At 71.3% G+C, this 22338-nt stretch carries 19 protein-coding genes and 1 pseudogene; 9 read left to right on the top strand and 11 right to left on the bottom strand.

Annotation, left to right across the window (positions count from 1 at the left end):
* Positions 1 to 105: 105 nt before the first annotated feature.
* The 3 genes from amrb99_RS39450 (at position 106) to amrb99_RS39460 (ending at position 4302) form a co-directional block, all read left to right on the top strand.
* Entirely contained in the window at positions 106 to 1383 is a 1278-nt protein-coding gene (locus tag amrb99_RS39450; RefSeq protein WP_190866143.1) for an HNH endonuclease signature motif containing protein, read from the top strand.
* A gap of 1385 nt (positions 1384 to 2768) precedes the next feature.
* The gene (locus amrb99_RS39455; protein ID WP_190866145.1) at positions 2769 to 3386 is read left to right on the top strand and encodes a helix-turn-helix domain-containing protein; all 618 of its coding nucleotides are present in this window, start codon (positions 2769 to 2771) and stop codon (positions 3384 to 3386) included.
* 10 nt (positions 3387 to 3396) lie between these two features.
* Complete coding sequence (locus amrb99_RS39460; protein WP_190866147.1) at positions 3397 to 4302, top strand: SDR family oxidoreductase; 906 nt, start codon at positions 3397 to 3399, stop codon at positions 4300 to 4302.
* Here amrb99_RS39460 and amrb99_RS39465 read toward each other — a convergent pair.
* From amrb99_RS39465 to amrb99_RS39480, 4 genes and pseudogenes are all read right to left on the bottom strand, one after another.
* Positions 4299 to 5267 carry a CapA family protein gene (locus tag amrb99_RS39465; RefSeq protein WP_190866149.1) on the bottom strand — a complete coding sequence of 323 codons (969 nt, stop codon included), beginning with the start codon at positions 5265 to 5267 and terminating at the stop codon, positions 4299 to 4301. The two genes, amrb99_RS39460 and amrb99_RS39465, sit on opposite strands and share 4 nt — an antisense overlap.
* A gap of 645 nt (positions 5268 to 5912) precedes the next feature.
* Positions 5913 to 6101 (bottom strand): annotated as a pseudogene (locus amrb99_RS39470) (IS5/IS1182 family transposase); the annotation flags it as partial.
* Positions 6102 to 6185: 84 nt separating this feature from the next.
* A complete protein-coding gene (locus tag amrb99_RS39475) occupies positions 6186 to 8282 on the bottom strand; it encodes an NACHT domain-containing protein (protein ID WP_190866153.1) in 2097 nt (698 codons plus the stop codon).
* A gap of 282 nt (positions 8283 to 8564) precedes the next feature.
* A complete protein-coding gene (locus amrb99_RS39480) occupies positions 8565 to 9143 on the bottom strand; it encodes a dihydrofolate reductase family protein (RefSeq protein WP_190866155.1) in 579 nt (192 codons plus the stop codon).
* A 70-nt stretch (positions 9144 to 9213) separates the two neighbouring features.
* Here amrb99_RS39480 and amrb99_RS39485 point away from each other — a divergent pair, with 70 nt between their 5' ends.
* A complete protein-coding gene (locus amrb99_RS39485; protein ID WP_190866158.1) occupies positions 9214 to 9795 on the top strand; it encodes a TetR/AcrR family transcriptional regulator in 582 nt (193 codons plus the stop codon).
* A gap of 56 nt (positions 9796 to 9851) precedes the next feature.
* Here amrb99_RS39485 and amrb99_RS39490 read toward each other — a convergent pair whose 3' ends face one another.
* The 3 genes from amrb99_RS39490 to amrb99_RS39500 all read right to left on the bottom strand — a co-directional run bounded on the left by amrb99_RS39490 (position 9852) and on the right by amrb99_RS39500 (position 12477).
* Entirely contained in the window at positions 9852 to 10622 is a 771-nt protein-coding gene (locus amrb99_RS39490; protein WP_190866160.1) for a trypsin-like peptidase domain-containing protein, read from the bottom strand.
* Between the two features lie 171 nt (positions 10623 to 10793).
* Complete coding sequence (locus tag amrb99_RS39495; protein ID WP_190866162.1) at positions 10794 to 11837, bottom strand: SGNH/GDSL hydrolase family protein; 1044 nt, start codon at positions 11835 to 11837, stop codon at positions 10794 to 10796.
* A gap of 127 nt (positions 11838 to 11964) precedes the next feature.
* Positions 11965 to 12477: a GNAT family N-acetyltransferase gene (locus amrb99_RS39500; RefSeq protein WP_190866164.1), complete on the bottom strand. Its 513-nt coding sequence runs from the start codon at positions 12475 to 12477 to the stop codon at positions 11965 to 11967.
* 176 nt (positions 12478 to 12653) lie between these two features.
* On the opposite strand from amrb99_RS39500, the gene amrb99_RS39505 reads away from it, so the two are divergent.
* A complete protein-coding gene (locus amrb99_RS39505; protein WP_190866166.1) occupies positions 12654 to 13136 on the top strand; it encodes a GNAT family N-acetyltransferase in 483 nt (160 codons plus the stop codon).
* A gap of 4 nt (positions 13137 to 13140) precedes the next feature.
* Here the strand turns inward: amrb99_RS39505 and amrb99_RS39510 are convergent, their stop codons facing one another.
* The 3 genes from amrb99_RS39510 to amrb99_RS39520 all read right to left on the bottom strand — a co-directional run bounded on the left by amrb99_RS39510 (position 13141) and on the right by amrb99_RS39520 (position 17439).
* A complete protein-coding gene (locus amrb99_RS39510; protein ID WP_190866169.1) occupies positions 13141 to 13914 on the bottom strand; it encodes an alpha/beta fold hydrolase in 774 nt (257 codons plus the stop codon).
* Positions 13915 to 14063: 149 nt separating this feature from the next.
* Positions 14064 to 16181: an excinuclease ABC subunit UvrB gene (gene uvrB / locus amrb99_RS39515; protein WP_190866172.1), complete on the bottom strand. Its 2118-nt coding sequence runs from the start codon at positions 16179 to 16181 to the stop codon at positions 14064 to 14066.
* A gap of 106 nt (positions 16182 to 16287) precedes the next feature.
* Positions 16288 to 17439: a histidine kinase gene (locus amrb99_RS39520; protein ID WP_190866174.1), complete on the bottom strand. Its 1152-nt coding sequence runs from the start codon at positions 17437 to 17439 to the stop codon at positions 16288 to 16290.
* Positions 17440 to 17642: 203 nt separating this feature from the next.
* Here amrb99_RS39520 and amrb99_RS39525 point away from each other — a divergent pair, with 203 nt between their 5' ends.
* Genes amrb99_RS39525 through amrb99_RS39535 form a run of 3 tightly spaced genes read left to right on the top strand, consistent with a single transcriptional unit; the run spans position 17643 to position 20358 of the window.
* On the top strand, positions 17643 to 18668 hold the full coding sequence (locus amrb99_RS39525) for a hypothetical protein (RefSeq protein WP_241756354.1): 1026 nt from the start codon (positions 17643 to 17645) through the stop codon (positions 18666 to 18668).
* A 31-nt stretch (positions 18669 to 18699) separates the two neighbouring features.
* Entirely contained in the window at positions 18700 to 19464 is a 765-nt protein-coding gene (locus tag amrb99_RS39530; protein WP_190866176.1) for a hypothetical protein, read from the top strand.
* 30 nt (positions 19465 to 19494) lie between these two features.
* Positions 19495 to 20358 carry an inositol monophosphatase gene (locus tag amrb99_RS39535; RefSeq protein ID WP_190866178.1) on the top strand — a complete coding sequence of 288 codons (864 nt, stop codon included), beginning with the start codon at positions 19495 to 19497 and terminating at the stop codon, positions 20356 to 20358.
* A 50-nt stretch (positions 20359 to 20408) separates the two neighbouring features.
* Here amrb99_RS39535 and amrb99_RS39540 read toward each other — a convergent pair whose 3' ends face one another.
* Positions 20409 to 21632, bottom strand: coding sequence for an SLC13 family permease (locus amrb99_RS39540; RefSeq protein ID WP_347257047.1), 1224 nt, complete (start codon positions 21630 to 21632; stop codon positions 20409 to 20411).
* A gap of 91 nt (positions 21633 to 21723) precedes the next feature.
* Between amrb99_RS39540 and amrb99_RS39545 the strand changes: the two genes are divergently transcribed.
* Positions 21724 to 22338, top strand: a 615-nt coding sequence (locus tag amrb99_RS39545; protein ID WP_190866182.1) for a toll/interleukin-1 receptor domain-containing protein, incomplete at its 3' end; no start/stop codon positions are given.

The raw sequence follows: 22338 nt of genomic DNA on the forward strand, positions 1-22338 counted from the left end.
AGGCACTCAGCGGCCTTTCCCCGTTCCAAAAAAATACCGGGAAGAATGTGGCCCGAACGGCCTTGAACGGCCTCGAATGTCGGTCACACAGGGTACTATTTACGTATGCAATCAGTGACGGTCGAACTTGAGGCCGCGTCCACCATGGAACTGGTGAACGCGCTCTCAACCATCGCCACTGAACTCGCATCGCGTGAAGCCCCCGAATCAGCGGCCGCGTGCCTAGAACTCACCGAAACCCTGGTGGCCGCATCCGATCTGCAGGAAAGTGCCCTCGCCGGATTCATCGGCCGAGTCGACGCCGCCGGGGAACAGGCCCGGCGGGGATATCCCTCCACCCAAGCGTGGCTGCGATCTCGACTGGGCATGCGCGATAACCGGGCGAAAGAGCGTCTGGTGCTGGCGCGGCAGCGCCACCGCCTCCCGCAGGTGACCGAACGCCTCGCCACCGGGGACCTGTCCCACGGATACGCCGCCACCGTCGCCGACTCGGTCGCCCGCCTGGACGACACCGACTGCGCCGAAGCCGAGACAATCCTCCTCGGCTTCGTCGACGAAGGCTTCTCGGCCGGGAAGGTCGCCGCGTTCGGGCGTCGCATCCGCGACCTCATCGCCGAGCGCGACGACACCGAAGACGCCCCCGACGAGGACACCAAGCGCGGCTACGACAAGTCGTGGATCACGACCACGCGTTCGCTGGACGGCGGCCGGTACGTCAAGGGCTGGCTGAACCCCGAGGACGCCGCCATCTGGGACGGCAGCCTGGCTCCGCTGGCCAAGCCGGCCGGGCCGGACGACCGTCGTGACCTCTCCGAACGCACCGCAGCCGCCTTGTCGAGCGTGCTCTCAGGCGGGCACAAGGCGTCCAAGGTCACCGTGATCTGCGACCTGGAGACGCTGACCGGAGGCAACGCCCCGGCCCGTCTCACCGACGGGACCCCGATCCCCGCCGTCCAAGCCCGCCGCATCGCCCTCTCGGCTGGGGTCTCACCCCTCCTCCTCGGACGCGGAAACACCCCGCTCTACCTGGGCCACCGGGAACGGTTCGCCTCCGCAGCGCAGCGGCAGGTGCTGGAGACGCTCTACTCCTCCTGCGCAGTGCGGGGCTGCGAAGTGCCAGGGACGCTGTGCGAGGTCGACCATGTCCACGGATGGGCGCTTGGGCGGTCGCCCACCGACATCGACCAACTCGCACTCACCTGCGGATGGCACAACCGCTTCAAACACACCAACCCCGACCAGATCCAGATCACCAAAGATCAGGACGGGCGATACGTCTACCGGCTACTGCCACCAGCCGACGCCAGAGGATCCGCAACCGGGGCCGGACCACCAGGCAGCATCGGCCCACCCGACAGCACCGCGCTCGACTGGGCCGCATAATCACCCACCACCGCAACACTGCACACGGCCGTGCCCTGTGCCGGTCCGCCCGCATCCCCACCGATGACGGGCGGCCCCGGCATGGCCACACGGCAGGCGACCGCCTCAAACCAGTTGCGGGCGCTCCACCAGACAGCCCTTTGCGGAGACCGCCACCAGTCACCCGGCCAATTACGCACCGCCCAGCAGCACCGCCCAACACCGCCCCGGACCGCATAGCCGCCCCGCCCCCCGCATCACACCTATCCACCCCGGCCCACGCCCTGCGGCGGTCCACCCGCAGCCACCCCACGACGGGCAAGCCAACCTGCCCCCATGACAGGGCCATGCCGACACGACAGCGCGATACGCCAATGCAATAGCCAAGGCCGCCTGTCGAATGCAGCACGCCAGCACCCCACGGCCCGCAATGCCAGCGCCCCGGCAACACACCAAATCGGGGGCGGCTCGTTTCCGATCAGGTGTTGCGGTGTCGCCCTTGGGTTCCCTTCGTCCCTTACGGAGGGGGGTGGTGGGGTGGCGCGGCCCGGGGGCGGGGCAGGCGGAGCCTGCCCCCAACACCTGCCTAGGGGCCGCAGAGGCTCCAAAGTCAAGGGTGGACGAAGTCCATCGCGAAGCGACGCCGAAGGCGCCCTTGACTTTGGAGGGGCGGCCCCGTACGCAAGCGCCACCCCACCACCCGAACACCCCTCACGCCGATCTCCCGAACACCCACCTCGCTGCACACCCCCATAGCGCCGCCGTTCACCCCATGCGCCGCTGTTCAGCCCAGGGACCCTCTGAACACATCCCCACCACACCCTCACGCCCCCGAGCACTCCTCGCTCGCCCCACACCGCGCCGGGCACGCACTTCCGTCCCACCAAACGCCAAGGCCCCTGAACGGACTGCTGCTGCCGCTCGCCCTACGCCCGAACATCACTCCACCCACCACGCCGAATACTCGCCGCACGCCCACCCAGCCCCTACAACCACCGACTCTCCTCCAGGCGTTCCTGCCGCTCGCCGCCGCCCTGTTCTGCGTCGGCCTCTACGGCGCCCTGTCGCAGCGGTCGATCGTGTGCCTCGTGCGTGAGCGCTACAAGCTCTCCCCTACGAACTCCTTCTGCGCGCTCCCGAGCCAGCCCTTCACCACCACGGCCCCGCCTCACCCGCAACAGCGCACCTCCCGCCACGCTCATCGTTCCTCTCCCTCGGCCGTCCCACCCCCACTGCCTCACCCTTACAGCCCCACTCCCGCTCCCCACGGTCACGGCCTCCAGAGAAACACCAGGTCAGACCACACAGCAGCCTCCTCCGCAGCCACACCCGCGCCAGGCCCGACTCGCGCAAGGCACAGCCCACGTGCTTTAATAAATGCACAGTCATTTATTAATGGAGGTGCGATGGCGGGGCGGCCGCGGGGTGTGGACGACGCGGTGATCCTGCGGGCGGCGGTCGAGGTGATCGGCCGCGTCGGTCCGGCGAAGCTGACGCTCGCGGCGGTGGCCGACGAGGTGGGCCTTGTGCCGGGCACGCTCGTCCAGCGGTTCGGGTCCAAGCGCGGGCTGCTGCTGGCGCTGGCCGAGCAGGCGGCGCGGGACGCGGAGACGCTGCACGAGCGCGTACGGGCCGGGCAGGGCGACCAGCGGGACGGCCAGGCGGGGCGCGAGCCGGCGCTGGCGACCTTGCGGGCGTTCGTGCGGCGGTCGTGGTCGGCGATGTCCACTCCGGAGCAGTACGCCAACCATCTGGCGTTCCTCTGCATGGACCTGACGGATCCGGAGTTCCACGCGCACGCGCTCGCCGTCCACGAGGCGAACGGGCGGGTCATCGCGATGCTGCTCGGCGAGGCGGTGGCGGACGGCGTGCTGCGGGAGGAGACGGACGCCGAGGCGCTCGCCGCGTCGCTCCAGACCGTCATCGCGGGGGCCGGGCTCTGCTGGGCCCTGGACCGGCGGGGAACGCTGGCCGAGCGGCTCGAACGCGAACTGGACGGCGCTCTCGCACCGCATCTGGCATGAAGGAGGGGTCATGGACGATCGTCCGCTGACCGGCAAGGTCGCGCTGGTCGCCGGGGGCACGCGGGGCGGCGGTCGGGGCATCGCCGTCCAGCTCGGCGCCGCCGGCGCGACGGTGTACGTCTCCGGCCGCAGCAGCGCGTCCGGCGGGTCCGGTCTCGGGCGGCGGGAGACCATCGAGGAGACCGCGGACCTGGTCACCGAGGCGGGCGGGACGGGCGTGCCCGTCCGCACCGACCACGCCGACCCGGATCAGGTCCGCGCGCTGGTCGAGCGGATCGCGGCGGAGCGGGACGGGCGGCTCGATGTGCTGGTCGACTCGGTGTGGGGCGGCGACCCGCTGACCGACTGGGAGCGTCCGCTGTGGGAGCAGGACCTCGGCACGGGCCTGCGGCTGCTGCGGCAGGCCGTGGAGACCCACGTGATCACGAGCCGGTTCGCGCTTCCGCTGATGGTGGCGCGCGGGCGGGGCCTGGTGGTGGAGGTGACGGACGGGAACACCGCCCGGTACCGGGGCTCGTTCTTCTACGACCTGGCGAAGTCCGCGGTGATCCGGCTGGCGTTCGCGCAGGCCGCCGAGCTGCGGCCGCACGGGGTCGCGGCGGTGGCGGTCACGCCCGGTTTCCTGCGGTCGGAGGCCGTCCTGGACCATTTCGGCGTCACGGAGGGCACCTGGCGGGACGCCGCGGCGAAGGACCCGCACTTCGCCTACTCCGAGAGTCCCGCCTATCTGGGGCGGGCCGTCGCGGCGCTGGCCGCCGACCCGGACATCATGGACAAGTCGGGCCGCGCGCTGGCCACCTGGGGGCTGTACGAGGAGTACGGGTTCACCGACGCCGACGGCACCCGGCCGGACTGGGCCGCGCACTGGGCCGAGGCGCTGGCGGACGAGTACGGGCCGCTGGGCGACCCGCTCTAGGACGGCGCGGCGACGACGAGCCGGTCGTCCTCCACGGTGACGGCGGTGCCGAACTCGGCGCAGGCGGCGGTGAACCGCTCGAAGATCCAGGCGCGGTCGGCGGGGCCGGCGAGGCGGGTGCGGGCGAAGTCCAGGCGCAGCGGGACGGCCTCGGCGCGGGACGGCCCGTCCGGCCCGAAGGTGACGAGAAACAGCAGGCCCAGATCGTTGCGCAGCAGGTCGGACACCACGTAGTCGTCGATGAAGTCGCCCATGTCGAACAGGACCGGCCAGGCGACGCCGTGGAAGACGTGCGCGGAGCTTCCCGCGACGAGCGACGCGCCCGCGTCCACCAGGTCCTTCGCGGCCCGGCGGACGTAGCGGAGCGGTTCGCCGGTCATGTTGGGGCCCCAGTGCGGCATGACCAGCACGGCGTCGTTCGTCCGGGCGAGCGCGCCGATCTCGTCGCGGAGCCAGGCGGGGACGCCGTGCTCGAGATCGGCGAGCGCGACGCCGGGGCGGCCGGGTCCGGCGGCGAAGTCGGCGGGGTGGTCGGTGAAGCCGGCGACGGCGATGCGGAGGCCGCCCGCCTCCAGGATCACCGGCGCGCGCGCCTCGTGGACGCCCGGCCCCGCGCCGACGCTGCGCACGCCCGCGGCTTCGAGGTGCGCGAGGGTGTCGGCCAGGGCGTCCGGGCCGAAGTCGAGGGCGTGGTTGTTGGCGAGGGTCACGCAGTCGACGCCGAGGTCGAGGAGCGCCTCGACGGCGTCCGGGGGCGCGCGGAAGTGGAACGGCTTGCCCGGCGCGTCCCACGGCCGCCCTCGGGTGGACACGCAGCATTCGAGGTTCAGCAGGGCGAGATCGGCCTCGTGGAAGACCTCCCGCACGTCCCTGGCGAACAGGCCGTGCGGGCCGGACACGGCGACCTCCTCCCCCACTCCGCGTCCGAGCATCGTGTCCCCTGCGAGGGCCACTGTGACGGTCATCGGCACCACCCCCCGATCCCGTCCTACCCCTTGCGGGAGAGGCAATTCAGCGAAGTCGATCTCCGTCGCTGTGAGTCGAGCAGGGGCCTTCACCTGCACAAACGGTCTGCCTGAGTCACGGCGTGTCGATGGAAGGCCGAAGACGCCGGCTCCCGAAACCGGCTTCTGAGGCGGCAGGAAGTGATGCCCGATGGTCGCTGGCCTGCCTCAGCAGTTGCCCGGGAGCCATGAGGATCGGAGTACCCGCCGCCCGCTCACGGAGGAAGGGCTGGCTGAGGCAACGGTAGTAGGCCGTCCCGAAGTCACAGATCCTGATGAGTGATCGGAGACGCGGTCGCCGACTCGGCATGGCCTCATGGCGCAAATATCACGTTCGGTGCGCATCATTCTGCGGCCGAGGCGATGAAGTCGGCGGGTTATCGAGTGATCCCGGCGCAGAAGCCCGATCTTCATACTGCGCAGACCACCGCTCCGAAGCAACATGAACACCTTGTCGCGACCGATTTGCAGAGCTTCCCCTGCCTGCTCGACCGTGTACACCCTGATCTCCTCGTCCGCAGAGACCTCTCCAGTGGCCCCCCTCGCGTGGCTGCCCGGCAGCCGCAGGCGCCTGGGTCGTCCCGTCCATTTCCCCCTTGCAGGCTAGGCGGCGTGCCGGTGAGCATGCACGATGGTGGAATCGACGCTCACGGTCCAGCCGATGCGGCCGACCGAGTCATCGTGCACTTGCGCGTGGGTCAAGATCGCATCGAAGGTGCCGTCGGCGGCACACCGCCGGTACCGCTCGTGCACGGCCTTCCGGTTGCCGTACCGCTCGGGCAGGTGCCGCCAGGCCGGATCGGTCACCCCATGCCGTCGCACCACCAACCCAGCCGCCAGATCATCCGCAAGAGAGCACCGAGATCTATCGGACAGGCGCTAGGACCCACCGGCAGGCGCGCGCCCTGTTTCCTGGCGATCGCCGGGGAACAGCAGCCGCTGAAGCTCGATGTGACGGAACTGGTAGGCCGTCCCAGACAAGCGGAGGAGACCGACCTCGGCCCCCCAGTCGAGGAAGCGCACAAAGCGAAAGGGGAGCCGGCGCCGAGCCGCCTCGTAGGCGAGCGCATACACATTGCACAAGAAGACAGCACTCAACACGAAGAACATGGTCACTATGAAGAGCCAATTTTCGGGGTCATGGAAGAAGGGGCTGACATGTTCAATACTGGCTGCCTCTCCTTCCGAACCCGAGATTGCCAAGAAAAAGGTTGCAGGAATCAGCAAGAGTACCGGACTCCAGGTCCGAAGAGCAATCCTTGCCCTCGAATGAGAATAGTGCTCGAGCTTCGCCTCGAAGCTCTCCCGCAGGTCCCGCATGATGTACCGTGCGATGACCACGAGAAGTGGGATGGTGATAACCCTCTCAAAAGCGCGCCGAATGGCCCAACTCCAGTCAGACCCCTGGGCCAACGCCCCCACCACGGTCATCGCCGCCATGAGGAGCATGGTGATCAGCAGAGCGCCGCGATAAGGCGCCCAAGTCACCGAATACGACCGGAACATATTCCTGAGGGACTCGAAAAACGGCGGCTTGGTTCCGGCGTGCGCAGCAAAAAATGAGTTGATCCGCGGTCCCACAGTCGACGGGAGACAAAGAACGACTAGCACGCTCGACTCTACGAGGCCATCGAGAACCCCTAGCACCAGCGCAAGTGGACTGGAGTCTCCAAGTCGATTTCCCATGGTGACGACGATCCCTGCGCACAGGCCCAGCGCTGTCGAGACCCGCCCGATCGCTCGCCAGATCCGGTACGAGACGATGTCGGTGCCCGAGCCTTCCGCGAGAGCCTGGCGATGGAGGAGCCGAGCCAATTCCTGCAGCCACCGCCGGACATCGAACTCGGAATATCTTCCGCTTCGCTCCACTGCTTCTGCAAGGAATCTGTCGAGCAACCGACCTTTGGTTTTCGCGACTGGAGCAGATTCGTCAAGGATGTCGAGCCCTTGGCGGCCTCGCGTGGCCAGGAACAGCCACAGGGGGGCACTGAGGACTCGTGCAAGTGCACCGTTAGGATGGCGCCGCATATAAACGATCTTTTCCTGCCAAGCAGCGAGCAACTCACCTTCGGGAACGGTTGCGTGGACGTACTCCTCGATACGTTCGACGTCCAGCGGCAGCACCTGAATCGAAACCGTTCCCGGAAATTCGAGACTGACCTTGCGCAGGTCGCTGAAATCCTCGTCACGACAGGTTATGACCGAGCGCCGCATCTCGGAGTGGTAGTCGTTCAGTCGCTCAACTGCACGTTTTGCCGAGGCCGAGTGCTCAGGATCGCGTTCCATTTCGTCCAGCCCGTCCAGCAGCGGGAGGATTGCCTCCCGTTCTATGAGCTTGCGCGCGATCCGAGGCGCTATCGAGTAGTCTCGAACCACCCTGTCGGCGATCCAATCTTTAGCTGAAACACTTTCGGCCTGCCATCCCGCCATGCTCATCCGAACGGGAACCGGGGCACCCTCACCCATATTTCGCTCGAGCAACTGCAGGGCAAGTTCAATGAGAAGCACTGTCTTGCCGGCGCCCGGCGCCCCCGTAATCAAGAGCCGCTGCGCATTCAACTCCTCATAGAATTCGCCGATACTCGAGAGGTCATGCGGCTTTTTCTGCGAACGCCGGAAACTGATGAGATCACGCCACGACCTGGTCTCCACCGCCGACCCGTTCGACAGCGGGGGCCGGGCCGGGATCGCCCGTTGCGGCCCCAGGATGAGCTTCCGGTTGAGGATCTCTTGTTTCTTCACCTTGGCGGCAAGCTTGGCCCGCTCCTCCTCGATCACGGCGTAAGGGAGGACGACCGTCCTGGTCAGCCAGCCGAACACCAGCCCCGCGAGCCCGAGGGCCCCGAAGCACGCCCCCAGGATGTTGGCGATCCCGACGTTCCGGTTGAAGGCCTCCCCCTCGGTGAGCACCGCCGCGGATGTCCACGCCGTGACACCCAGCGCCAGCCCCAGGATCAGGAAGCTGCCTGCGATCACTCGCAGGGCGTCTAACCACCGCATCACCTTTCGATTATCGACCAACCCAACCCGAAGGGGGATGAGTTCCTACCATTCACCCGGCGAGCAGGGCTAAGTCTGTCCTCATGATCACGGTGCTCGATCCACGATGCCCTCCGATGGCAGCATTAGCAGCAGATTCCGGATCGAGTAGGTGATACGAAGGCCGGCGGCATCCCGGTCATCACCCAGAAGCCGAGAATCTTCGAGCCCCTTACCGACCTGCTTCAACTGAACGACGGGGCACCAGCTTCGAAGCGGTTACCCCTTGCGGGAGAACCAAGTGATCTGCGTGCCGCTGGGGAGGGTCTCGCGGCGGTCGGGGGTGAACAGGGTCGGGTCGAACCGGCCGGAGAACGCCGGGATGCCGTCGCCCGCGACGACCGGGTAGCTCTTGACGATCATCTCGTCGATCTCCGGGAGGAGCGCGGCGGCGAGCCTGCCGCCGCCGCAGAGCCAGACGTCCCTGTCGCCGTCCTCGGCCTTGAGGGCGCGGACGAGGCCGAGGGGCTCGCGGACGAGTTCCACGGCGGGGTCCTCGATCGCGGGCAGGGTGGTGGACGCCACGTACTGGCGCATGTGCGCGTACGGGCTGGTGACGCCGATGTCGAGCGCCGGCTGGTAGGTGCGGAGCCCCATGACGAGGGTGTCGAACCGCCGTCGGGGGGCGTCCGCGTCCACGCCGAGGTGGGGGCGGACGTGCGTCGGCAGCGTCTCGGGGAGGTTGTCCTTGATCCAGTCCGTCGTGTCGTCGCCGAGGGGGTAGAAGTCGACCTCCCCGCCGGGACCGGCGATGTAGCCGTCGATGCTGACGCCGACGTAGTAGACGAGCTTGCGCATAAATCGAACTCCGTTCGTAGTACTCTGTTTGAAGTGGTTTGAACTTAGTACTACGGATGGAGTGGTGTCAATGCGGAGGAACGAGGAGCGGCGCGCGGCGCTGGTGGACGCCGCGATCGAGGTCCTGGCCCGGGACGGGGCGCGCGGGCTGACGTTCCGCGCCGTGGACGCGGAGGCCGGCGTGCCCGTCGGGACCGCGTCGAACTACTTCGCCAAGCGGGACGACCTGTTCACCCAGGCCGGCGGACGCATCTACGAGCGGCTCCAGCCGGACGCCGCGACCATGGCGGGCGGCCTGCAGGGCCCGCGTGACGCCGCCAAGGTCACCGGGCTGCTCCAGGACGCGGTCGGCCGGATCTCCGAGTTCCGCACCGGCTACCTGGCCCTGCTCGAGCTGCGCCTGGAGGCGACGCGGCGGCCCGAGCTGCGCACCGTCCTCACCGAGCGGGTGCGCCGGGACCTGGACGCCAACATCGCCTATCACGTGGAGGCGGGCCTGCCCGGCGACGCCGACACCGTGCGCCTGCTCTACTTCGCGCTGAACTGGCTGATCGTCGAGAGCCTGACGCTGCCGGGCGTCCTCGCCGAGCACGACCTGAAGGACCTCGTGGCCCTCGCCGTCGAGCGCGCCCTCCCCCGCGAAGGGACGTGAGCCGAAACGGCGGCGCCTCCCCGCGGCCGCAGGGAGGCGCCTGGAACCGGAGGCCGTCAGCCGACGCGGAAGCCCGCCCCCACGCCGCCGTGCGCGTTCATGTCGTCGAGGATGCTCGTGATGGGCGTGAAGTGCTGGGCGCCCCACGCCGAGCCGGTCAGGGCCGTCCCGTTGACGACGGGGGCCCCGGAGTCGCCGGCCCACGTCCAGATCAGCGTCCAGTACCAGGGGGCGTCGGCGCCGAGCGTGGCGCCGCAGGTGAGGCCGGTGGTGTGCCCCTGCTTGCACATCCGGGTGCCGGACGCGGGGACCTGGCCGACGGAGTCGATCGTCGTCGAGCCGTTGGGGGCGCCGACGGCGGCGGCCGGGGCGACCTTGGCCGGGTCGAGCTTGATGACCGCGTAGTCCAGGCCCCGCGGCCCCCCGGAGGCGTAGTTGTTCGGCTCGCTGACGTAGGTGACCTTGCCGATCGGGCCGATCGCCATGGTCGCGTCGAAGTCGAAGGTGGCCGGGGCGGGCGAGCCGGGCGTCCCAGCGGGGGTGGTGTTGGCGTAGACCGTGTCGCCCACGAGCTTGTTGCCGTCGGCGTCGATGAAGCAATGCGCGTTGGTCAGGCCCACCAGGTTCCCGTCGGCGTCGTGGCCGATGGCGGTCAGCGTGCACAGCTCGAAGCTGTAGCCGCCGCCGGAGACCTGCTTGACCTGCTGGACGATCCCGGAGCCGCCGCCGAGCGGCACCGGCGAGTCGGCGTGCGCGGGGAGCGCGGGCACGGACAGGCCCGCGGCGGCGAGGGCGGCGGCGAGGGTCCTGCGCAGGAGCTCGGGCATCGTGGCTCTCTTCCAGGAGTCGGGCGACCGGACACCGCACAGCTAAACAGACAGCAGTGTCTTTCTGAAAGTCGGACCGGCGCTCCGGCGCACGGCACGCCCCTCCCGCGGGCATGCCGGAGGGGCGTCACCGCACGTCAGAACCGGGACGTACGTCGCATCGTGGCCGTTTCAGGACAGCGGGCGGCCCGGGCCCTTCTGGATCTGCGCGAGGAACAGCTGCGCGAGCGCGTGCTGCCCGGCGGCCGTCGGGTGGAAGCTGCGCGGCTCGGCCTCCAGCGCCGACAGGTTCAGCGCCAGGCCGTTCATGTAGGGCACCGCGCTGCCCGCCTCGTGGCCGGCGAACGCGCTGTAGGCGTCGACGAACTCCACGCTCCCCCGGCCGTGCCGCGCCACGACCCGCGCGTCCGCCTCGGCGACCGACTGCCGGACGATCTGCCCGAGGTCGTAGGCGCGGGCGTTCAGCCAGCGCTGGTCCGAGACCGTGATGTTGTCCCCGCCGACCCCCGTGATCTCGGAGAACGCCTTCGGGTACCCCATCACGATCACCCGCGCGGACGGCGCCCGGTCGGTGATCTTCTCCAGCAGGGCGGGCAGGTTCCCGCGGAGCTTCGCCATCCGGGCGGCGATGTCCGCGCCCTGGCCGGTGCAGCTGTGGCTCCACGGCAGGTGCACCACGCAGCCGCCCAGCACCTTGGAGAACCCGACGTCGTTGCCGCCGATGCTGATCGTCACCAGGCTGGTGCCGGCGTCGACGCGGCCGAGCTGCGGGGGCTCGCCGTACCGCCCCTTGAGGACGTCGGCCGTCGTGGCGCCCGAGCACGCCCAGAACGAGGACCCCTTGGCGAACCGGAACGCCGTCGAGACCTCGTGGTAGTACGCCTTGGACGTGCGGCGGCACCGGTTGAGCGGGTTGTTGTCGGCGACCGTCGCCTCGGCCCCGACGCCCGCCGAGTACGAGTCGCCGAGCGCGACGTACGCGCCGCGCGTGGCCGCCTCGACCGGCGTGACCTGGTGCTCCTTCGCGACGACCGGATCGGCGCGGACCGGCGGCTTCGGCCGGTGGCACCCGCTCCCGAACGCCTTGCACCGCGCGGCCGGCATCGCCACCAGCGGAACCACCGCGAGGGCCAGCAGCCCCACCAGGACGAGGCCGGCGAGCCCGCGCTCGCCCAGGCGCTCCCGCAGCCGACGCGGCCAGGACCCGGGGGTCAATCGTCCTCCTCGCGCAACCGGGACGCCGGGCGCCCCCGACCGTCCGCCTTTACGTTGTAGATCTTGTAATGGGACGCGGGCGGGGCGTCGCGCGTTCCCGGAGAACCACCATACGTGCGGCCGCGCCTCATCCGGTGCCGGGCGCGGGCAGCGGGAGCCACATCACGACGCGCGGCACGAGGTCGTGCAGGCCGGCCGCGATCTCCGCGTCCCAGTAGGCGCGGATGCCCGGTCCCCAGCGCTCCTCGGGGAGTTCGGCGAAGCCGTGCCGGGCGTACCAGGGGCCGTTCCACGGGACGTCCCGGAACGTCAGGAGGCTCACTCCCGGGGAGCCCCGCCGGGCCGCGCCGTCCACCACCGCGCGCAGCAGGCGGGTGCCGATCCCCCGGCCGGCGAGGTCCGCGTGGACGGAGATCTGCTCCAGATGCGTCGCGCCGTCCACCTCCTCGACGGTCGCGAACCCGACCGGCGGGTCCCCGGCCACGAGGAACTCGGCGCCATTCGCGATCATCTGCTCGGCGATGGTCGGCCCGGGCGGGAACACGATCCCGAGCGGCCGGAACAGGCGGTCGCCGGAGTCCTCGATGGACGGCAGCCCGGCCAGGTCCCCGGGCCGGGCGGGTCGGACGTCGTACTCCATCCCGCGAGCCTAGGACGCCGCGCGGGCGCACGGCCTCCCCTTTTTCACCGGACACGCGTCGCCCCGAAACGCGTCCCCCCGAAACGCGTCGCCTTCGGACACGGGTCGCCATCGGACACGCGTCGCCGCCGGAAACGGGTTGCCGGCGGCTCGGGGCAGATGCGACCGTGTCCCGCATGGCGACGGTGCGGCTGCTGGAGGTCGGCGACTGGGCCCTGTACCGGTCGGTCCGGCTGGCGTCCCTGGCCGAGTCACCTGACGCCTTCTGGTCGTCGCTCGCCCGCGAGGAGGCGTTCGCGCCGAGCGTGTGGCAGGACCGGCTCGCCGCCCGCAACACCTTCCTCGCCGAGAACGGCGACGGCCCGGCCGGCCTGGCCGCCGTCGTTCCCGACGAGGGCGCGGCGGCCGAGCTCGTCGGCATGTGGGTGGCGCCGTCCGCGCGCGGCCAGGGCGTCGGCGACCTCCTGGTCCGCGCCGCCCTGGACTGGACCGCCGAACGGGGCTTCGCCGAGCTGAGGCTCTGGGTCTTCGAGGGGAACCATCGCGCGGAGCGCCTCTACGCCCGGCACGGCTTCGCCAGGACGGGCCCCGCGAAGCCCGGCCGCCCCGGCAAGGACGAGCTTCAGTTCGAGATGGCCCGCGCCGCGCCCGCGCGGTAGCGCCTCACGCCTCCGCGTACCGCCGCAGGAACGGCCGGACCACAGGCAGGGTGAGGTCGAGGCGCAGGAAAGCGTCCATATGGGAGCAGCCGGGAAGCTCCACCAGCGAGGCGTCCGGAACGGCCTCGGCGGTGCGGCGGATCCCCGGCAACCGGCGATCGCGGTCCCCGGTGAGCAGCAGCACCGGCACGCCCGCCGCCGCCACGGCGCCGTCGACGCCGGGCCGGCCGGAGGCCCCGAGGGTCTGCGCGGCCAGCACCTCCGGGTCGACCGCGAGCATCGCGTCGCGCATCCAGCCGGGCAGGAAGCCCTGCCTCTCCGCCGCCTCGACGAACGGCGCGGCGCCCTTCTCGCGGCACAGCGCGGCCTCCTGCTCGACCTCCGCCCGGGCGAACCCGACCTCGCCGGCGTGGGCGCCTCCGGCGATCAGGCAGGTGAGCCGTTCCGGGCGGCGGGCCAGCAGGTGGAGTCCGACGATGCCGCCCATCGAGGCGCCCCAGAAGGCCGTCCGGCCGATGCCCTCGGCGTCCAGCACGGCGGCGACGTCGTCCGCCTGCCGCTCGACGCGGTAGGCGTCCGGGTCGAGCGGCGCGTCGCTCTCGCCGTAGCCGATCGCGTCGATGAGGACGAGCCGGTACTCCCCCGCCAGCGCGTCGACGTGGCCGCCGGAGCGCCAGACGCCGCGGTGGCCGAAGGATCCGTGCAGGAGCACGAGGGGCGGGCCGCTTCCCGCGGTCTCCCAGGCGATGCGGCGTCCCTCGGGTCCGGTTCTGCGCATGCCCCGATCGTCCGCGCGGCCGCCGATGATCGCCAGCCGTTTTCCCGCGACGCGGCCCGCGCGGGCCACCTGAGACTGGCCGCGGCCCACCGGACGCCGGCCGCGAGCCACTGGGCCTCGGCCGCGGGCCACCCGGCACCGGACGCCGGCTATCGGACGCCGGCCTCCTTCATCTCGCGGAGCTCGCGCTTGAGCTCCTTGATCTCGTCGCGGAGCCGGGCGGCGAGCTCGAACTGCAGGTCGGCGGCCGCCTGGTGCATCTGCTCGGTCATCTGCTCGATGAGGCCCTCCAGCTCCTCGCGGGGCCGGTCGCCGACCAGGTCGGCGGCGTGCCGGCCCACCTCCTTGGTGCGGGACGCGAGGCCGGGGACGGGCGCCTTGCCGCGGCTCTGCTGGCGGCCGGCGCCGCCGATGAGCGTCTCGGTGTCGGCGTCCTCGCGGGCGAGGGAGTCGAGGATGTCGGCGATCCGCTTGCGCAGCGCCGTCGGCTCGATGCCGTGCTCCTCGTTGTAGGCCTGCTGCTTGGCGCGGCGCCGGTTCGTCTCGTCGATCGCGCGCTCCATCGACGGGGTGACGGTGTCGGCGTACATGTGGACCTGGCCGGAGACGTTGCGGGCGGCGCGGCCGATCGTCTGGATGAGGGAGGTCTCCGAGCGCAGGAAGCCCTCCTTGTCGGCGTCCAGGATCGACACCAGCGACACCTCGGGCAGGTCGAGGCCCTCGCGCAGCAGGTTGATGCCGACCAGCACGTCGAACTCGCCGGCGCGCAGCTCGCGCAGCAGCTCGATGCGGCGCAGCGTGTCGACCTCGCTGTGCAGGTAGCGGACCTGGACGCCGAGTTCGAGGAGGTAGTCGGTGAGGTCCTCGGCCATCTTCTTGGTCAGGGTGGTGACGAGGACCCGCTCGTCGCGCTCGGTGCGGAGCCGGATCTCGTGGACGAGGTCGTCGATCTGCCCCTTGGTCGGCTTCACGACGATCTCCGGGTCGATCAGGCCGGTGGGGCGGATGACCTGCTCGACGACGTCGCCCTTGACCCGGTTCATCTCGTAGGGGCCGGGCGTCGCCGACAGGTAGACGGTCTGGCCGATGCGGTCGAGGAACTCCTCCCACTTCAGCGGCCGGTTGTCCATCGCGGACGGGAGCCGGAACCCGTGCTCGACCAGCATCCGCTTGCGGGAGGCGTCGCCCTCGTACATCGCGCCGATCTGCGGGACGGTCTGGTGCGACTCGTCGATGACGAGGAGGAAGTCCTCGGGGAAGTAGTCGAGGAGGGTGTTGGGGGCGGTGCCGGGGCCGCGGCCGTCGATGTGCCGGGAGTAGTTCTCGATGCCGGAGCAGGTGCCGACCTGGCGCATCATCTCGATGTCGTAGGTGGTGCGCATGCGCAGCCGCTGCGCCTCCAGCATCTTGCCCTGCCGCTCCATGTCGGCGAGGGTCACCTCGAGCTCGGCCTCGATGTCGCGGATGGCGCGCTCCATGCGCTCCGGGCCGGCGACGTAGTGCGAGGCGGGGAAGACGTACAGCTCCTCGTCCTCGGTGATGACCTCGCCGGTGAGCGGGTGCAGGGTGGCGAGCTTCTCGATCTCGTCGCCGAACATCTCGATCCGGACGGCGAGCTCCTCGTACTGCGGGATGATCTCGATGGTGTCGCCGCGGACCCGGAACGTGCCGCGGGTGAACGCGAGGTCGTTGCGGCTGTACTGCATGCCGACGAGCTGGCGGAGCAGGTCGTCGCGGTCGATCTCCTGGCCGACGCGGAGCCGGACCATCCGGTCGACGTACTCCTGCGGGGTGCCGAGGCCGTAGATGCACGACACCGACGCGACGACGATGGTGTCGCGGCGGGTGAGCAGCGAGTTGGTCGCCGAGTGCCGCAGCCGGTCGACCTCGTCGTTGATCGAGGAGTCCTTCTCGATGTAGGTGTCGGTCTGCGGGATGTACGCCTCGGGCTGGTAGTAGTCGTAGTACGAGACGAAGTACTCGACGGCGTTGCCGGGCATCATCTCGCGCAGCTCGTTGGCGAACTGCGCGGCCAGCGTCTTGTTCGGCTGCATGACCAGGACGGGCCGCTGGAGCTTCTCGACCAGCCACGCGATGGTGGCGGTCTTGCCGGTGCCGGTGGCGCCGAGCAGCACCGAGTCCTTGTCGCCGCGCTCGACGCGCTCGGTCAGCCCGGCGATGGCCTGCGGCTGGTCGCCCGACGGCGTCATCTCGGTGACGACCTCGAACGGCGCCACGCGGCGCCGCAGGTCCGTGATCGGCCGCATGATCGCCTCTCCCCCTGGTCTTTCCTTCGCTTGCCGCCCACTCTATGCAGCAGGTACGACAATCGCGGACCCCACGATATTTCCGCAGGTCAGCCCCGTGAAACGATCAGGAGGCGGGCAGCGGGAGGCGGGCCTTGACGGCGTAGCCGCCGCCGCGCGGCCCGGCCTCGAAGCTGCCGCCGAGGGCGGTGACCCGCTCCCGCAGGCCGACCAGGCCGTGCCCGCCGCTCGGCAGGTCGTGCGCGGGCGGCGCGGTGGGCGGGTCGTTGGCGATCTCCACCTCGATCGCCTCGGGGAGCAGGCCGAGCTCGACGCGGGTGTCGGCGGCGCCGGCGTGCTTGTGCACGTTGGTCAGGGCCTCCTGGACGAGCCGGTAGAGCGTCCGTCCCACCGCGCTGGGCATGGGACGTTCCGCGCCGCGGACGGACAGGGCGACCCGCAGACCCGCCGCGCCGGACTGGCCGATCAGCTCCCGCACGTGCTCCAGGGTGACCGCCTCCTGCGGGAGGGCCTCCTCGCCCTGCCGCAGGACGCCGATCACGTGCCGCAGCTCCTCCAGGGCCTGCCGGCCCATGTCGCCGATGACGGCGGCGGTCTCGGCGGCCCGCCCGGGGTCGCGGGCGGCGACGGCCTTGAGGGCGCCGGCGTGGACGACCATGACGCTGATCCGGTTGGCGACCACGTCGTGCATCTCGCGGGCGATGCGGGTGCGCTCCTCGCCCCGCGCGCGCTCCGCCAGGAGGTGCTGCTCGCGTTCCAGGCGTGCCGTGCGTTCCTGGAGCGAGGCCAGGAGCTGCTTGCGCGCGCCCATGTAGAGCCCCAGCAGGACGGGGACACCGGTGAACGTGATGCCGAAGATCGCCTGCGCGAGGAAGCTGTCGTTGCTCGACGTGGGCGGGGGGAAGGCGAGGCCGACGGCGTAGTTCAGGGCCGCGACCCCGAGGACGATCCGGCGGGACGCCGCGTAGGCCGCCAGCGAGTAGAGGATCACCAGGACGACGAACGCGCCGCCCCCGGTGACGGCGCTGAACACCATCGCGAAGACGGCCAGCGCGACGGGGTGCCTGCGCCGCACGACGATGCAGAGGCCGAGGACGACGCTGCACGCCGACGTGACGGTGTGCGGCAGCCAGAAATGTTGAGGGGAGAACCAGAGGAAGAGGCCGTCCAGAACCGCGAAGGACACGGCCAGGGTGACGTCCAGCGCGCGTGAACGCCGCGTCGGCCACGCCGCCGACCACCAGCCCCGCAGGTGCATGCGACGAGCCTATAGGCAGGCCAGGGGACCCGAACCGGCTCCGCGGGGCGGAGCCGGTTCGACCGGTCTTCGCCCAGGTGGCGGCGCAGGCGGGGGTCCCGGTGACGGGGGTGTGGCCCGGCGGTGCCCGCGACGCCCCGCCCGCAGGGCTTTCCCGCCGTCCCCGTGCTGTGGTTACGATGACGGCGCCGACTAGGACGGGGATGTCGCACACCATGACCCGCTTCGCCAACTGGCTCGGGAAGAACGCCGACGCCTTCATCGCGCTGCTGCTGGCGATCACCGTCGCGGTGCTCGGGCTCGGGGTGAACCTGCCGCACGAGGCGGAGATCACCAACAGCGCCATCCTGGCGGTGATCGCGCTGCTGGCCACCTCGGTGCTGCGCGACCGGGGCCGCCGCATCCCGGTGGAGGCCGAGGTCCGCGACACGCTGCGCGCGTCCGCGTCCACGCTCGACGAGCTGAGCGGCCGGCTGGCGCACATCGAGGAGTTCGAGAGCGTGCTGGCGGGCACCAAGCGGGCGCTGGACGAGACGGCGGTCGTGCGGGTGATCGGCGGCGGGCAGGTCGCGCAGGTGCTGGAGGAGGCGCGCCGCGACACCGACCGGTGGTTCTTCAAGGGCGGCACCGGGACCTACATCCGCGCCAAGACGCTGCCCGAGTGCGTGGCGGCCGCCCGCAGGGACCGGCGCACGCTGCTGTTCCGGCTGGAGATCCTCGACCCCACGAACGTGGAGGTCTGCGAGGCGTACGCGCGGCACCGGCGCTCGGTGTCGGACTCGCCGGACGCGACGGGCGAGAAGTGGACGCTGGAGCGCACCCGCAAGGAGGCGTACGCGACGCTCCTGGCGGCGTGCTGGCACAAGCAGCGCTTCGGGATGCTCGACATCGACATCGGCCTGGCGCGGACGATGACGACGCTGCGCTACGACCTGGCGTCGTCGCGGCTGGTGGTGACCCGCGACGACCCGCGCGGCGAGGCGCTGGTGGTCGACAACGACAAGTTCTACTACAGCTGGGTGAGCGCCGAGCTGCAGACGAGCCTGGACCAGGCGCGCCGGGTGCCGGTGGAGCAGGCGCGGCTGGCGCCGCTGGACGACGAGCCGACCGTCGAGGAGGTCCGCAAGCTCTTCGAGGTGATCGGGATCGAGCTGGCGCACTCCTACACCGACCGGGACGTCATCGAGATCATCCGGAAGGCGCTGCGCGCGAAGGACCCGTACGAATGACCGGGCCGCGGGCAGGACGTGGCGGGCCGGGATGAGGTACGAGGAGATCCGCGGGGAGATCCGCGCCGGCCGGGCCGCGCGGACGCTGCCGGCGTGGGCGGAGCGGGTCCTGGAGGACGTCGTCGCGGGCCGCTCGCCGGTCGCGGCGGTGCGCCACCCCCTGGGCTTCCTGTGCCTGCCGGTGGAGCGCAGCGGCGATCTCGGCGTGTGCCTGCACATCTGGACGCCGGAGGTGCGGCCCGCCCCGTCGACGACGTCGCCGGTGCACTGCCACAGCTGGGACCTGCTCAGCTTCGTCCTGTACGGGACGGTGCGGAACGTCCGGATGGACGTCCTCGAAGAGCCGGGCGCGGCTCCGGGCGGCGCCGCGGCGGCGGAGAGCGCCGGTCAGGTGTTCGAGGTGGTGAGCAGCGGCGACGTGGACGAGCTGCGGGCGACGGGCCGCGCCGTCCGCTACCGTCCGGGCCCTTCGACGACGCACCGCACCGGGGAGTCGTACACGCTGCCCGCGGGGGTGTTCCACAGCACGCTGATCGAGGACGGCCTGGACGCGGCGACGGTGGCGCTGGGGCGGCAGACGCCCGGCGGCGGGGACCTGTCGCTCGGTCCGCTGGACGTCCCGACGCACCGGGTGCGGCGCTCCCGGTCCGATCCCGGCGACACGGTGCGGGCGCTGCGGCGCTCGGCGCACCGGATCGCGACCGCGCATCCCGGTCCCGCCGGGGTCGCGCCCCTGCCCGACGAACCGCCGTCCTCCGGCCCGTACGGGCGCCGGCACCGCTCGGCCCGCCGGTAGGCGGGCCCGTCAACGACTGGAGAGGCCCCGATGAGAACCGGCACCCCGTCACCGGCCCTCCCGGTCGATCTCTCGGAGGCCCGCCGGGTGGCGGTCGAGGCGGCGGAGGCGGCGGGGACGCTGCTGCGGTCGCGGGTGGACGGGCCGGTGGAGGCCCGCCCGAAGGGCACGGCCGGGGACGTGGTGACGGAGCTGGACACGGCCGCCGAGTCGCTGATCCTGGAGCGGCTGCGCGCGTCGTATCCGGGGCACCGCATCATCGCGGAGGAGTCCGGGATCCTGGACGGCGCCCCAGGCGAGGAGATGGTGTGGCTCGTCGATCCGCTGGACGGCACCAACAACGTCGCCATCGGGATGCCGGTGTACGCGGTCGGCCTGGCGCTGTGTGCGCGCGCGGAGCCGGTGTTGGGCGTCGTCCATGACCCGGTGACGGGGCGCACCTGGTCCGCGCTGAACGGCGGGGGCGCGCAGGGCCCCGACGGGGCGCCGCTCACGCTGCCGGAGCGCCCGCGTCCGGGGCGGGAGCGCAATCCGGTGCTGGCGTGGACGCAGGGCCACCAGGTGGGCCCGGGCGACGCCGAGGCGTTCGGGCTGCGCTCGCGAGTGGAAGCCGGGTGCGCGCGGATGCTGCAGCTGTGGGCGCCGCTGGTGGGGTGGGCGATGCTGGCGCGCGGCGACATCGACGGGTTCGTCGGCTACCTGCCGGAGATCGTGGACCTTCCGGCGGGGGCGCTGCTGGCGGCGGAGGCGGGCGCGGAGCTGCGCCGCCTGGACGGGGCGCCGTACGAGCTGGGCATCGACCGGCCGCCGTCGGAGCTGAGCTTCGTCGCGGCGCGTCCGGAGCTGCTCGACCGCCTGCTGGAGACGGCCGCCTGGAGCGTCCCCTCCCCTTGAGCAGCCCCTCCCCCTGAGCCTGCCCTCCCCCTGAACCTCACTGGGGCGCGTCAGCGGGTGAGCAGCAGCGTCCCGACCGCGGCGGCGCAGCCCAGGACCGCGAGGGCCGCCCCGGTCAGGACGAACTTGCGCATCGGGACCCGGACGTCCCAGCGGCGGCACCACTCGAACCACAGGAGCGTGGCGAGCGACCCCCACGGGGTGATGACGGGCCCCACGTTCGTGCCGGCGAGCAGCGAGAGCAGCTGGTCCTTGTTGGCCGCGGGCACGGCGGACTCGCCCGCGACGTAGGCGGGCAGGTTGTTCAGGACGTTCGACAGCCCCGCCCCCGAGAAGGCGGCGCGGAACGCTCCCGAGGCGCCGTCGTCGGTGCCGACGAGCGCGCGCATCGCGTCGTCGAGGCCGTAGCGCTCCAGCGTGGGGACGACCAGGAACAGCCCGGTGACGAACACCATCAGCTGCCACGGGATCAGCGCCGGGCGCAGCGCCGAGCGGTCCCGCACGGCGAACGCCGCGACGGCCACCGCGGCGGCCACCGTGGTCGCTATGCCGAGCTGGATCCCGGTGTGGACGCCCGCCAGGATCGCGCCGATGAACAGCAGGCACGCGACGCCGGTCGCGGAGAACAGCACCCGGTCGCGCACGGGGACGGGTTCCGGCGGGTCGTAGGCGTCCTCTCCGCGCATGCGGCGCCGCCAGTAGAACACCCACAGCAGCGCCATGGTGACGGCCAGGACCGCCGCCTGCGGCAGCCACATCCGCGCGGCGAACGCGGGGGTCTCCAGGGCCACGCGGTCGGAGGCGAGCAGGTTCGTCAGGTTGGAGACCGGCAGCAGCAGGCTGGCGGTGTTGGCGAGCCACACGGTCGTCATGGCGAGCGGCAGAGCCGCGATCCGCGCGCGCGCCGCGAGCGCCAGCATGACGGGCGTGAGCAGTACCGCCGTCGTGTCGAGGTTGAGGAAGATGGTGTTGACCGACGCGAACGCCACGCACAGCAGGAACAGGGCGGCGTAGCGGCCGCGCCCGGCGCGCGCCACCCGCTGGGCGATGGCGTCGAAGACGCCGGCCTCCTTGGTCAGCTCCGCGAGCACGATGATCGCGAACAGGAACAGCAGCAGCGGCGCGATGCGCCCGACGCTGGAGCGCGCGGTCTCGGCGGGCAGCGCACCGGTCGCGACGAAGACGAGGCCGAGCGCGAGGACGCCGATGCGGATCCAGTCGAGAACGCCCAGCGAGCGGGCCGCGCGGCGGACGGTCTCGATCGGGGGCGACACGCGCGCCATGATCCCATAACCCGGCCGGTGCGCCGGCGGCTCACCGGGCCGATGCGCTCGAGATCGCCTTCCCAGGCGCGATACTGGCGGCATGACTCCCCCCGGCGGCCGTCCACGGCAGGAGCGTCCCACCGACTTCTTCATCAGCTACTCCCCCGCGGACGAGCGGTGGGCGTCCTGGATCGCCTGGCAGCTGGAGGCGGCCGGGCACCGGACGATGATGCAGGCGTGGGACTTCGTGCCCGGCACGAACTTCATCGACTTCATGGACCGGGGGCTGTCGGAGGCCAAGGCCGTGGTGGCGGTCCTGTCGCGCAACTACCTGCGCTCGCGGTACGGCCGGCTGGAGTGGATGGCGGCGCTGCGGGCCGACCCGGACGACCCGGCCCGCAAGCTCGTCACCGTCCGGATCGAGGACTGCCCCATCGACGGGCTGCTGTCGACGATCACCTACGTGGACCTGGTCGGCGTCGACGACCCCGACGAGGCGCGCGGGCTGCTGATGCGGCGCATCCAGGAGGCGCTGATCGGCCACGCGCGCCCCTCGGACGGTCCGGGTTTCCCGGGGGGCGGCCGGAGGGCCGCGGGCGGCCCTGCGGCGATCGTGGGCCGCCTGGAGGGCGACGGTCCCGCCGGGGACGGGCTCGCCGGGGACAGGCTCGCCGGGCCGGGGCGCCCGGAGCCGGTCGGCGAGCGCCCGGCGCGC

Origin of the sequence: Actinomadura sp. RB99 (assembly GCF_014706005.1) — a bacterium.
Lineage (GTDB): Bacteria > Actinomycetota > Actinomycetes > Streptosporangiales > Streptosporangiaceae > Spirillospora.